This is a genomic window from Pseudomonas sp. NFACC37-1, from assembly GCF_900101575.1.
GTDB lineage: Bacteria > Pseudomonadota > Gammaproteobacteria > Pseudomonadales > Pseudomonadaceae > Aquipseudomonas > Aquipseudomonas fluorescens_AA.
Genome location: NZ_FMUZ01000014.1, coordinates 65,057 through 77,322, shown reverse-complemented (window position 1 = coordinate 77,322; position 12,266 = coordinate 65,057). Strand labels below are relative to the sequence as shown.

The following is a 12,266-nucleotide window of genomic DNA, read 5'->3' as shown; positions in this document are numbered from 1 at the left end:
ACCCTGGCCCGCTTAGAACGTGTAGTTGGCGGACAGGTAGGTCTGGGCGCTGCTGGTCAGGTCCAGCGAACCGACCTTGTCACCACCGTGCGGGCTCATCTCGGTACTGGCGTTGCTGCGCAGGTAACGGTAACCCAGTTCAACCGAGGTGTTCTGCGAAATTTGTTGCAGCACGCCGCCCTGCAGGCCTACCGCGTAGCCGATGTCGCTGTCGCGGCTGAAACCGGGCGAATCCTGGGTCAGCTTGGTCAGGCCCGCCGTGCCGCCACCAAACAGTTTGGTCGTGCTGGTGACCGGAAGGAACACATCGTAGCTGCCCAGCAGGTTTTCCTGGCGCAGCTTGATGCCGTTGTGGGTGCCCGAGACGTTGTCGTAGGTGGCGTAGTAGCGGCCCTGGTCATTCTGCTTGCCCAGGCGCAGGCCATACGTGGTGTCCTTGCCGATGATGCCGTCGGCGTTCGGGTGGTTCAGGTTGGCATCCAGGGCGTCGGATTTCTTGACCTTGTCGCTGGTCTGGCCGAGGGTCAGGCTGGCGAAGTTGTCATCGGCGTGGGCCAACGCGCTGGCGCCCAGCACGGTGAAAGCCAGCAACAGTTTTTTCATCTGAGTCATGGTCGAGCTCCTTTGAAGCATGGGTGGTGGGTGAAGTCGCTGTCACGTTAACCAGCGCTCCCTGAACACCCCTTGAACGTTCTCTGAACCTGCGCTGAATGAATCGGCTAATCTGTGCGGACCATTTTCATAAGGAGATCCGTCATGCGCAGGCTGCTTGCTGTTGTACTTCTGGTCATGAGCGGCGTGAGCCACGCCGCCATCCAGACTCAGGAGATCCCCTACACCAGTGCCGATGGCACCAAGCTGATCGGTTACTACGCTTATGACGACGCCGTCAAAGGCCCGCGCCCGGGCGTGGTGGTGGTTCACGAATGGTGGGGGCTGAACGATTACGCCAAGCGTCGTGCCCGGGATCTCGCGGGCCTGGGCTACAGCGCCCTGGCCATCGACATGTACGGCGACGGCAAGAACACCGAGCACCCCAAGGACGCCCTGGCCTTCATGCAGGCGGCGCTCAAGGACGGCAAGGCCGCCAGCGCCCGCTTCCAGGCCGGTCTCGACCTGCTGAAGAAACAGCCCCAGACCGATCCGGACAAACTCGCCGCCATCGGCTACTGCTTCGGCGGCAAGGTGGTGCTCGATGCGGCGCGCCAGGGTGTACCGCTGGCCGGCGTGGTGAGCTTCCACGGTGCGCTGGTGACCAACACCCCGGCCACCCCGGGCAGCGTCAAGGCCAAGATACTGGTCGAGCATGGCGCCTTGGACAGCATGGTCACCCAGGACAACGTCACCGCGTTCAAGAGCGAGATGGACAAGGCCGGTGCCGACTATAAATTCGTCAGCCTCGAAGGCGCCAAACACGGCTTCAGCAACCCTGACGCCGACCGCTTGAGCCACGGCGAACATGGCGGGCCGGACATTGGCTATAACAAGGAAGCCGACGAGAAGTCGTGGGCGGACATGCAGAAGTTCTTCAAGAAAATCTTTGACTGACACATAACCCTGTGGCGAGGGGATTTATCCCCGTTGGGGCGCGAAGCGGCCCTGAATCTGACACTCCATGTATCAGATGCATCGCTGCTGTTGGGGCTGCTTCGCAGCCCAGCGGGGATAAATCCCCTCGCCACAACAGTGTTCGCAACGTTAACCCGCATCAGACCAAGGGGAGCAAGCTCCCTCGCCACCAAAGCCCTCTCCCTTCCATCCATGAAGCGCGCCCCACTACCCAGCCTCCCACCAACCCGGCAAAATGCCGGGCATGAACGCACTCCCCGACCTGCCCGCCTGCTGTACGCCTCTGGATGATCAATGGCTGTTGCCCGAAGCCCTGTCCGATACAGTGCTGTTGAGCACCTGCTTTGATCCACTGCTGCTGACCGGCAATGACTTCCCCAACAGCGCCATCGAACCCCCGGCGAGCATCCAGCGCTCGGTCGCCAAGCGTCAGGCAGAATTCCTGGCCGGGCGGATCTGCGCCCGGGCGGCGTTGCAGCGGCTCGACGGCCTGGCCTGCGTACCGGCCATCGGCGAAGACCGCGCCCCGGTGTGGCCGGCTCATATCAGCGGCTCGATCACCCACAGCACGGGCCGGGCAGCGGCCATCGTCGCGAAAAAAGACCACTGGCAAGGCTTGGGCATGGACGTGGAGAACCTGCTCGACCCCGAGCGCGCCGAGCGCCTGGCCGGTGAAATCCTCACCCCGCCAGAATTGCAGCGCATGACCCGGCTCACACGCAATGACCAGGCCTTGCTGGTGACCCTGACCTTTTCAGTGAAGGAAAGCTTGTTCAAGGCGCTGTACCCCATCGTCAGGCAGCGTTTTTATTTCGAGCATGCCGAGGTGCTGGACTGGACACACGACGGACAGGTGCGGCTGCGCTTGCTGACGGACCTGTCGACCCAATGGCGCCATGGCAGTGAGCTGCAGGCGCAGTTTGGGGTGAAGGATGGGCAATTGTTGAGCCTGGTGGGGATCAGGACCTGAGGTTTCTGGTGTCTGGGAGGGCCTCATCGCGAGCAAGCTCGCTCCCACAGGTTGGACGCATGGCCATGTGGGAGCGAGCTTGCTCGCGATGAGGCCGGCAGAGGCACCGCACCTCTCAAGACCTATCCTGATGCCTTGGCCAACTCAGGCTGAAACAGGCGCCACCCAGGCTCTTGCTCTTGCCGATCAACGCCCGGCCATCGTGCCAATGGATGATCCGCCGCACGATCGACAGCCCCAGCCCATGACCGCCCGAAGCGCGGGCGCGGCTGTCGTCCAGGCGCAGGAAGGGTTTGAAAATCCGCTCCCACGCCGCTTCCGGCACGCCGGGCCCGTCATCTTCCACGTCCACCCGACAGCGCAACTGGCCCACCTGGTAGCTGACCGTGACCTTGGAATGGGCGTGGCGCATGGCATTGCCCACCAGATTCTGCAAGGCCCGATGCAGAAAGCGTGGCTCAGCCTCGACCCAGGCGCCATCGCAATCGGCGGCCGACAGGCATAGACCGCGCTCGACCGTGATCCCGGCCCGCAACGGCCCCAGCTCATCGATCACCTGGTTAACCAGCGCATCCAGATCCACCCGCTGAAAATTCAAGGCCGGTGAACCCTGTTCCAGCCGCGCGTAGGTGAGCATTTCGTCCACCAGCCGATCCAGGTCTTCGATGTCGTGGTCCATGCCCGCCAGGTATTTGTCCCGGGCCTGGGGCGTGGTGGCGCTGCCGAGCATTTCCAGGCCAAACCGCAGGCGCGCCACCGGGGTGCGCAATTCGTGGGACACCGCTCGCACCAGCTCGCGCTGGATCGCCAACAGTTGCTGCAAGTGCTCGGCCATGCCATTGAACGCCGCCGCCAATCGCCCGACCGAATCGGCGCCTCGGGCCGGCACCCGGGTTTCCAGGCTGCCCTGGGCGATCTGGGTGGCGGCCGACTCCAGGCCACGCAAGCGCCGCTCCAACTGACGCACCAACAGGTAGACGATCAACCCGATCAGGCTCAACCCCAGCGCCGCGATCAGCACCAGCCATTGCGGCGGATAAGGGTTCATCTGGTACAGCGGGCCGATCTCCAGGACCCACGGGGTGCCGACCATGCCGGCGAAGACCCGGATCGAATCGCCGCCCTTGCCCAGCGCCATCACCGTATCGCCCTCGGACACGCGACGGCGCTGGTCTTCGTCCATGTCGGCCTGCTCGGCGGTCATGAGTCGCAGGTCGAAACCAAACCCTTTTTCCTGCTCCAGTTGCGCCAGCCGCTTGGGTTGCTCGGCCACGGGGTAACGCACCAGTTCGTCGGCCAACAGGTAAATGGTCGCGCGGGCCAATTGCTCGCTGATCTGCTGGACTTCCCCGACCAACATCAATTGCTCGGTTTCATTGACCAGTCGATAGACTTTTGCCGCATGGGGCCCGGTCTGCTCGACCAACGCCTGGCCGCGCAGTACACGGGTACGCTGACCGAGATCGAGGTCGGTCTGGGAGAAGGTCTGCAACGCCAGAGGAATGCCCAGCAGGCGCTCCCACACCAGCAGTGCCCGGTGGCGCTCGGTGTCGTTCATGGGCCGCAGGTTGTCGGCCATCAACGAAAACGTGCCGTGGGCCAGGCGCTCGCGGTATTGCTCGCTGCGGGTCTGATTGAGCAGGTGCAGGGCCAGCACACCGAGGACCGCCACCAGCACCAGCGCCGCGCACATGCCGCCATAAATACGCAGGAAGATCGAATTCACGGCGCCAAGTCTGCGCAAGCTTCAGGGACGAACAGGTAGCCTTTGCTGCGGATGGTCTTGATCAGCCGGGGATGGTCCGGGTCGTCGCCGATCTTGGGCCGGATGCGCGAAATACGCACGTCGATGGAGCGGTCCTGGCCGTCATAGCCGATGCCGCGCAGGGCGGTGAAGATTTCTTCCCGGGACAGGATGCGCCCGGCATTGGACACCAGCAGCCACAGCAGGTCGAATTCGGCGCTGGTCAGCTCGATACCGTTGCCCTGCAACCAGGCTTCACGCAGGGCGTCGTCGACCACCAGCGGGCCGAATTGCAGGCGCCGCTGCTTCTGCGCCACGCTCGGCTCCGGCTCGCTGCGTCGCAGCAGGGCCTGGATCCGCGCCAATAGCAAGCGCGGGCGAACCGGCTTGCAGACGTAATCATCGGCGCCCAGGTCCAGGCCCTGGATCTGATCGGTGTCGTCGGTGCGGGCGGTGAGCATCAGGATCGGCCCATCATAGTGCTCGCGCACCTTGCGGCAGATACTAAAGCCGTCTTCGCCGGGCAGCATCAGGTCGAGGACCACCAGGTCCGGCTGCTCGGCAATGATCCGCGCCGCCGCCACCGCACCGTCACCTTCGATGGCGACACGCAACCCGTTGCTTTCGAGGTATTCCCGGGTCAGCTCGGCCAGACGCTGGTCATCCTCGACGATCAATACCTGCCAGGCTTCTTGTTCCATGGGGGCCTCGTCTTGCTGTGAATATAAAAGGAAGGATGGCCACAATCCTGTGGCGAGGGGATTTATCCCCGCTGGGCTGCGTAGCAGCCCCCAAAAATGCTCACTGTTGTAGTCAGACAGAATGCAGGGGCCGCTTCGCGACCCAACGGGGATAAATCCCCTCGCCACAAGTAGCCGCTCACCCCGGGCATTCGAATACAGCCCCCTCTTTTTGTCATATCAAAGGAGGATAAACATGCCAGCACACCGGCCGATTGTATAAACGTCGCCCCCCTAGAAAACAAGCGGACAAATGCGTTCGGTCGAAGCAGGTTTTATGTGGTAACGTCCGCGCCCGCAAAAAACCATCGGGCAGTTTTCAGACCGTTGAAACCGATGAAAAAAGGTCCACTCCAGCTAGGTCGCGGCCTACAGAGCAGTTCCACGTTTCGCACACAAATTACGCACAGGCTTATCCACAGGTAGTACGTTGCATACCCCCCAAAAACGCATTATCTTGTAGCCCGCCGCGTAAAAAACCCTACATGTAGGGTTTCAGGCCAAAAACCAAACACAAGTCGGGCAGCGAGTTCAAGCGCTTTTTCTTGCTTCTGTTCAACTGAAACATCGCATTTCCCCAAGCCCAGACCGCCCCTGCGGATGGCAGCTGTTTCAAGGTCGAAAACGACCGAAACGGTACGGGTGTTGCAGTCAATTGCTGCCACCCCGGCAATCCGGTTTCGAGCCTCGCTCGCAACCTGAGAACTTCGGATGGAAGCGGCATTAAACGCCTGCTTCCTACTGTCCCGAAGTTGTTATGCCCGGCGCCAGTCGGTTGTAGTGCTTCAGGACGGAACGGTGGGCACCGTGATGGTGCCCAAACAAACATAAAGAACGTGGAGACACCCATGCACACCGACACAACTCGCGAGAACCCGCAGGGCACCGCGCCGCTGGCCGCCGATTCGAGCCCGGATCTGTCCGCCACCGCGCCGGGCCAACTGCGTGTGATCAAGCGTAACGGCACTGTCGTTCCTTACACCGATGACAAGATCACCGTCGCCATCACCAAAGCGTTTCTCGCAGTTGAAGGCGGCACCGCTGCCGCTTCGTCGCGAATCCACGACACCGTGGCCCGCCTGACCGAACAGGTCACCGCGACCTTCAAGCGTCGCATGCCCTCGGGCGGCACCATCCACATCGAAGAAATCCAGGACCAAGTCGAACTGGCCCTGATGCGTGCCGGCGAGCAGAAAGTGGCCCGCGACTACGTGATCTACCGTGACTCCCGCGCCAAGGAGCGTGCCACCCGCTCCCCGGCCGACGCACCGGTCCAGGCCCACCCTTCGATCCGCATCGCACGCGCCGACGGCAGCCTGGCGCCGCTGGACATGGGCCGCCTGAACACTATCGTCACCGAGGCCTGCGAAGGCCTGGAAGAAGTCGATGGCGACCTGATCCAGCGCGAAACCCTGAAGAACCTCTATGACGGCGTCGCCCTCAAGGACGTCAACACCGCATTGGTGATGACCGCCCGGACCCTGGTGGAGCGCGAGCCGAACTACTCCTTCGTGACCGCCCGCCTGCTGATGGACACCCTGCGTGCCGAAGGCCTGAGCTTCCTGGAAGTCGCCGAGAGCGCGACCCACCACGAAATGGTCGACCTGTACGCCAAGGCGTTGCCCGCTTATGTCGCCAAGGGTATCGAGTTCGAATTGCTGAACCCGGTCCTGGCCGAATTCGACCTGGAAAAACTCGGCAAGGCGATCAACCACGAACGTGACCAGCAGTTCACCTACCTGGGCCTGCAAACCCTGTACGACCGTTACTTCATCCACAAGGACGGTATCCGTTTCGAACTGCCGCAGATCTTCTTCATGCGCGTGGCCATGGGCCTGGCAATCGAAGAGAAGCAGCGCGAAGACCGTGCGATCGAGTTCTACAACCTGTTGTCGTCCTTCGACTACATGGCGTCGACCCCGACCCTGTTCAACGCCGGCACCCTGCGTCCACAGCTGTCGAGCTGCTACCTGACCACCGTTCCGGACGACCTGTCGGGCATCTACGGCGCCATCCACGACAACGCCATGCTGTCGAAATTCGCCGGTGGCCTGGGCAACGACTGGACCCCGGTTCGCGCATTGGGCTCGTACATCAAGGGCACCAACGGCAAATCCCAGGGCGTCGTGCCGTTCCTCAAAGTGGTCAACGACACCGCCGTTGCGGTCAACCAGGGCGGCAAGCGCAAGGGCGCGGTCTGTGCCTACCTGGAAACCTGGCACATGGACATCGAAGAGTTCATCGAGCTGCGCAAGAACACCGGTGATGACCGTCGTCGTACCCACGACATGAACACCGCCAACTGGATCCCCGACCTGTTCATGAAGCGTGTCTTCGATGACGGCAAGTGGACCCTGTTCTCGCCATCCGAAGTGCCGGACCTGCACGACCTGACCGGCAAGGCCTTCGAAGAGCGCTACGAGTACTACGAAGCCCTGACCGAGTACAACAAGATCAAGCTGTTCAAAGTCGTCCAGGCCAAAGACCTGTGGCGCAAGATGCTTTCGATGCTGTTCGAAACCGGTCACCCATGGCTGACCTTCAAGGACCCGTGCAACCTGCGCAGCCCGCAGCAGCACGTGGGCGTGGTCCACAGCTCGAACCTGTGCACCGAGATCACCCTGAACACCAACAAGGACGAGATCGCGGTCTGCAACCTGGGCTCGATCAACCTGCCGAACCACATCGTCGACGGCAAGCTGGACACCGCCAAGCTGCAACGCACCGTGAACACCGCCGTGCGCATGCTCGACAACGTGATCGACATCAACTACTACTCGGTGCCGCAAGCGAAGAACTCCAACTTCAAGCACCGTCCGGTCGGCCTGGGCATCATGGGCTTCCAGGACGCGCTGTACCTGCAGCACATCCCGTACGGTTCCGATGCCGCGGTCGAGTTCGCCGACAAGTCCATGGAAGCGGTCAGCTACTACGCGATCCAGGCTTCCTGCGACCTGGCCGACGAGCGTGGCGCCTACGAGACGTTCCAGGGTTCGCTGTGGTCCCAGGGCATCCTACCGCTGGACTCGCAACAGATCCTGATCGCCCAGCGCGGCCAGAAGTACATCGACGTCGACCTGAACGAATCCCTGGACTGGGCACCGGTTCGCGCCCGTGTGCAGAAAGGCATCCGTAACTCCAACATCATGGCCATCGCACCGACCGCCACCATCGCCAACATCACCGGCGTGTCGCAGTCGATCGAACCGACCTACCAGAACCTGTATGTGAAATCGAACCTGTCGGGCGAATTCACCGTGATCAACCCGTACCTGGTTCGCGACCTCAAGGCTCGCGGCCTGTGGGACTCGGTCATGATCAACGACCTGAAGTACTACGACGGCTCGGTGCAGCAGATCGAACGCATCCCGCAAGAGCTCAAAGCGCTCTACGCCACCGCGTTCGAAGTGGACACCAAGTGGATCGTCGACGCCGCCAGCCGTCGCCAGAAGTGGATCGACCAGGCTCAGTCGCTGAACCTGTACATCGCCGGCGCTTCGGGCAAGAAGCTGGACGTGACCTACCGCATGGCTTGGTACCGTGGCCTGAAAACCACTTACTACCTCCGTGCCCTGGCCGCCACCAGCACCGAGAAGTCGACCATCAACACCGGCAAGCTGAACGCGGTCTCCAGCGGCGGCAACCACGGTGACGATTCGGTCCTGGCTGCTCCAGCAGGACCTGCGCCAGTGCCAAAGGCCTGCGCGATCGACGAGCCGGATTGCGAAGCTTGCCAATAAGCTGAGCGGGTGGGCGCGTAAAGGCGCCTGCTGAAATAAGCCCCCGATAGACCGCTGGTTTATCGGGGGTTTTCTTTTGCCTTGGAAACGACGTCGCCTGGGCTGCCCTCATCCATATTCAGGGTGACATTCATTGTGGCGAGGGGATTTATCCCCGCTGGGGCGCGGAGCGGCCCTGAATGCCAGCGACCCGGTGGGTCAGGCAGGTCGTATTGACTGCTTGTGGAGGGCTGCTGCGCAGCCCAGCGGGGATAAATCCCCTCGCCACAAAAGGAAACCTGGCATGAGGACGGGCTCTAGCGGGTATGAAAAAGCCCCTCTTGCGAGGGGCTCCTTGTACAGCCTTCAAGCAACCGTCGACATCAGGCCATCTGAATGATGGTCTGCATGATGGTGCTCTGGGTGGAGATGGTCTTGGCGTTCGCCTGGTAGTTGCTCTGGGCCTTGATCAGCTCGACCAGTTCGTTGGTCAGGTTGACGTTGGACTCTTCCAGGGAGTTGGAGACGATCGAACCCAGGGTGCCGGTTTCCGGGGCATCGTAGCCCGGGATGCCCGACGCGAAGGTTTCTTTCCAGCTGGTGCCGCCTACCGGCTGCAGACCTTGCTCGTTGGTAAAGCTGGCGAGCGCGAGCTGGCCGATCGGCTTGGTCTGGTTGTTGCTGAAGTTGGCCAGCAACACACCGCTGCCGTCGATGGTCAGGTTGGTAATCTGACCGGTGGCGTAGCCGTTCTGGGCTGGAATCGAGCGGGCGGTGTCGGCGTTGAATTGGCTGGTATTGCCCATGGAAATCGTGATGGTTGGTGCACTCGCGGCGCCGTTGGCGGCCCATACGCCGTTGGTCACGGTGCCGGGAACCCAGCCGGTCAGTACCAGATCACTATTGACCGTCGCTGGCGGAGTGGTGACCGTGGTCAACTTGCCGTTCGAATCGAAGTTCATGGTCGAAGGGATCGGCGCAGTCGCACCGGTCGTGGTCGGCAAGCTGCCGTTCAGGTTACGACCATCGATCAAGGTATAGACGTTCCAGGTGTTGCCGGCAGTCTTGACCATGTACTGGTCCATGGAATGCTGGTTGCCCTGGGTGTCGTAGACCGGGGTGGTGAACTGCTTGGTAAACGTAGCGGTGTCGTTCGGATTGAACGCCGCAGTGATCGCCGTCGCTGTCGAGTTCAGGTTGATCGTCGACGAAACCAAGCTGGTGGCATTCGGCGGCAGGTTCGAGGTGTCGATGCGCAGGTCGGTCAGGATACCGTTCTGGATCTTGCCGTTGGCATCCACGCCATAGCCCTGCAGGCGCGCAGTACCATCGCTGTTGGTGATGAAACCTTCCTTGTCGGTCTTGAACGTACCGGCACGGGTATAGCTCAGGGAGCCGTCGTTGCTCAGGACAAAAAAGCCCTGGCCCTGGATGCCCATGTCCAGCACGTTGCCGGTGTTGTTCACGTCACCCTGGCCGAACTGCTGGGAAACGTTGGCCAGGCGCACGCCGTTGCCGACGGTCTTGCTGCCCGAACCCAGCTTGGTGGCCGAGTAGACGTCTTCGAATTCCGCGCGGGACGATTTGAAACCGGTGGTCGCCACGTTGGCGATGTTGTTGCCGGTCACGTCCAGCTGTTTGTTGGCTGCATAGAGACCGCTAAGGCCGATGTTAAAAGACATGTTGACTCCTTTTGCCGGTTAGTCGGCTCTACATACCAATAGTTTGTACTTTGGACAGGGCAATGCTGCCCAGCCCGGCCAGGTTGAGCATCAGCTCGCCGCCCGTCTGGCTGATGGTCACGCTGCTGACCGTGGCCGGCAGGTTGGTGATCAGCGACGTGGCCTTGCCGTCGATGGTGGTCGAAGCGGCGAAGGTGTAAGTACCCGATTCAACGACCGTACCCGCGTCGTTCTTGCCGTCCCAGATGAAGGCCGAGTTGCCGGCATTCTGGCTGCCCAGGTCGATGGTGCGAACCGTCTTGCCGTCCTTGTCCACGATCTTGACGGCGACGGAGGACACCGAGGTTGGCACCACCACTGTACCGTTGAGGCTCTTGGAGGTATCGACCACCGCCTTGTCACCCGGGGCAATGACCGAGCGGCCCACCAGCGACGAGGCCTGCAGGGCCTGGGACGAGTTGTAGTTGCCGGCGATGCCGCTCACCGTCTCGTTGAGGGTGGTGATGCCTTCCAGGCTGCTGAACTGCGCCAATTGGGCAACGAACTCGCCGTTGTCCTGAGGCTCCAGCGGGTTCTGGTTTTTCAGCTGGGTAACGAGCAGTTGCAGGAACGCATCCTTGCCCAGTTCCTGGTTGCCGGTCGCCGCCTTGGCCGCGCCCCCGAGACCATCGGAGGTGTTGTTGGTCTTGACCGAAGAGTTGGCCAGAATCTCGTTGAGGCTCAAACCGCTTGTAGTGTTGGTAACGCTCATGTGACTCGCCCCTTATCACTGACCGAGGGTCAGGACCTTCTGCATCATGGCTTTGGCGGTGTTCATCATTTCGGCGTTGGTCTGGAACGAACGACTGGCGGAAATCATGTCGGCCATTTCTTCGACGACGTTGACGTTCGGGTAGTAGACATAACCCTTGGCGTCCGCGGCCGGATGGTTTGGCTCATAACGTGCTTCGAGGTTGCTCTGGTCTTCGACCACGCCAAGCACCTGTACGCCTTGCCCGGCCGCTTCCTGGTCCTGGAACAGCGAGTCGCTGCCACCGGACTGGCCGCCCTGGAACATGGTGGCGAATACCGGGTGGCGGGCGCGGTAGGTCTGGTCGATGCTCGACGAAACGGTCTCGGCGTTGGCGATGTTACTGGCGACGGTGTTCAGGCGAGTGGTCTGGGCACTCATGGCACTGCCGGCAATGTTGAATACGCTAGCAATCGACATGGCTTACTCTCCGCGCAGGGCCGATATCAGCCCTTTGAACTTACTGTTGAGCAGGGTGAAGCTGGCCTGGAAGTTCACGGAGTTTTCCGCGTAGTTGGATTGTTCCAGTTGAGCGTCCACGGTGTTCTGGTCGATCGACGGTTGCATCGGCGTGCGATACATCAGCGACTCGTCGCCATTACCCAGGCCTTCGGCTTCGATATGACGGTTGTTGGTCATGTTCAAGGCGAAGTGGCCGTTCTTGGCCTTATCGTTCTGCTCGGCGAGCACCTTGGAAAAATCCAGGTCCCGCGCCTTGTAGTTCGGGGTGTCGGCGTTGGCGATGTTGTTGGCCAGGACTTCGGCACGCTGGGCGCGGAAGCTCAGGGCCTGTTCGTGGATACCGAGCGCTTTATCGAAGCTGATGCTCATGTCGGAAACCTTTGGGTGACCAGAATGTACGTACGTTGGCTATAGCAAGCGGCGTGCCACTTTCCAAAGCCCCGTAAACCGGGGCTTTGCGGGCATCGGCAAGGCGGCAATGCCAGAAAAGCGGCAACTGGCTTCCGCAAGCTGCCGCTTTTCTGCCGCTTCTCAAGGGCAATGGCATTCAAACTGTGGGAGCGGGCTTGCTCGCGAAAGCGGTGTGACAG

At 61.4% G+C, this 12,266-nt stretch carries 10 protein-coding genes; 3 read left to right on the top strand and 7 right to left on the bottom strand.

Annotated features, from left to right (window positions below):
- Positions 1-12 precede the first annotated feature (12 nt).
- Positions 13-612, bottom strand: a complete 600-nt coding sequence (locus tag BLP82_RS16295; protein ID WP_092169949.1) for a hypothetical protein — start codon at positions 610-612, stop codon at positions 13-15.
- Between the two features lie 144 nt (positions 613-756).
- Here BLP82_RS16295 and BLP82_RS16290 point away from each other — a divergent pair, with 144 nt between their 5' ends.
- Positions 757-1,548, top strand: coding sequence for a dienelactone hydrolase family protein (locus BLP82_RS16290; protein WP_092169945.1), 792 nt, complete (start codon positions 757-759; stop codon positions 1,546-1,548).
- Between the two features lie 265 nt (positions 1,549-1,813).
- The gene (locus BLP82_RS16285) at positions 1,814-2,539 is read left to right on the top strand and encodes a 4'-phosphopantetheinyl transferase family protein (protein ID WP_092169941.1); all 726 of its coding nucleotides are present in this window, start codon (positions 1,814-1,816) and stop codon (positions 2,537-2,539) included.
- A gap of 115 nt (positions 2,540-2,654) precedes the next feature.
- Here the strand turns inward: BLP82_RS16285 and BLP82_RS16280 are convergent, their stop codons facing one another.
- Positions 2,655-4,265: an ATP-binding protein gene (locus BLP82_RS16280; RefSeq protein ID WP_092169937.1), complete on the bottom strand. Its 1,611-nt coding sequence runs from the start codon at positions 4,263-4,265 to the stop codon at positions 2,655-2,657.
- A complete protein-coding gene (locus tag BLP82_RS16275) occupies positions 4,262-4,984 on the bottom strand; it encodes a response regulator (protein WP_092169934.1) in 723 nt (240 codons plus the stop codon). Before BLP82_RS16275 ends, BLP82_RS16280 begins: the two co-directional genes overlap by 4 nt.
- An 887-nt stretch (positions 4,985-5,871) precedes the next feature.
- Between BLP82_RS16275 and BLP82_RS16270 the strand changes: the two genes are divergently transcribed.
- The gene (locus tag BLP82_RS16270) at positions 5,872-8,763 is read left to right on the top strand and encodes a ribonucleoside-diphosphate reductase subunit alpha (RefSeq protein WP_060741041.1); all 2,892 of its coding nucleotides are present in this window, start codon (positions 5,872-5,874) and stop codon (positions 8,761-8,763) included.
- A 362-nt stretch (positions 8,764-9,125) separates the two neighbouring features.
- On the opposite strand, the gene flgE is transcribed toward BLP82_RS16270, so the two are convergent.
- The 4 genes from flgE to flgB are packed head-to-tail and all read right to left on the bottom strand — an operon-like array spanning position 9,126 to position 12,045.
- Entirely contained in the window at positions 9,126-10,424 is a 1,299-nt protein-coding gene (gene flgE / locus BLP82_RS16265; RefSeq protein ID WP_092169930.1) for a flagellar hook protein FlgE, read from the bottom strand.
- 28 nt (positions 10,425-10,452) lie between these two features.
- The gene (gene flgD / locus BLP82_RS16260) at positions 10,453-11,175 is read right to left on the bottom strand and encodes a flagellar hook assembly protein FlgD (protein ID WP_092169926.1); all 723 of its coding nucleotides are present in this window, start codon (positions 11,173-11,175) and stop codon (positions 10,453-10,455) included.
- Between the two features lie 15 nt (positions 11,176-11,190).
- Positions 11,191-11,634 carry a flagellar basal body rod protein FlgC gene (flgC, locus tag BLP82_RS16255; RefSeq protein WP_060741038.1) on the bottom strand — a complete coding sequence of 148 codons (444 nt, stop codon included), beginning with the start codon at positions 11,632-11,634 and terminating at the stop codon, positions 11,191-11,193.
- A gap of 3 nt (positions 11,635-11,637) precedes the next feature.
- Positions 11,638-12,045 carry a flagellar basal body rod protein FlgB gene (gene flgB, locus BLP82_RS16250; RefSeq protein ID WP_060741037.1) on the bottom strand — a complete coding sequence of 136 codons (408 nt, stop codon included), beginning with the start codon at positions 12,043-12,045 and terminating at the stop codon, positions 11,638-11,640.
- Positions 12,046-12,266: the final 221 nt, after the last annotated feature.

Bases quoted from the DNA above. Each gene is read 5' to 3' on its own strand.
- BLP82_RS16295 (WP_092169949.1), bottom strand. From the start codon at position 612: ATGACTCAGATGAAAAAACTGTTGCTGGCTTTCACCGTGCTGGGCGCC.
- BLP82_RS16290 (WP_092169945.1), top strand. From the start codon at position 757: ATGCGCAGGCTGCTTGCTGTTGTACTTCTGGTCATGAGCGGCGTGAGC.
- BLP82_RS16285 (WP_092169941.1), top strand. From the start codon at position 1,814: ATGAACGCACTCCCCGACCTGCCCGCCTGCTGTACGCCTCTGGATGAT.
- BLP82_RS16275 (WP_092169934.1), bottom strand. From the start codon at position 4,984: ATGGAACAAGAAGCCTGGCAGGTATTGATCGTCGAGGATGACCAGCGT.
- BLP82_RS16270 (WP_060741041.1), top strand. From the start codon at position 5,872: ATGCACACCGACACAACTCGCGAGAACCCGCAGGGCACCGCGCCGCTG.
- flgE (WP_092169930.1), bottom strand. From the start codon at position 10,424: ATGTCTTTTAACATCGGCCTTAGCGGTCTCTATGCAGCCAACAAACAG.
- flgD (WP_092169926.1), bottom strand. From the start codon at position 11,175: ATGAGCGTTACCAACACTACAAGCGGTTTGAGCCTCAACGAGATTCTG.
- flgC (WP_060741038.1), bottom strand. From the start codon at position 11,634: ATGTCGATTGCTAGCGTATTCAACATTGCCGGCAGTGCCATGAGTGCC.
- flgB (WP_060741037.1), bottom strand. From the start codon at position 12,045: ATGAGCATCAGCTTCGATAAAGCGCTCGGTATCCACGAACAGGCCCTG.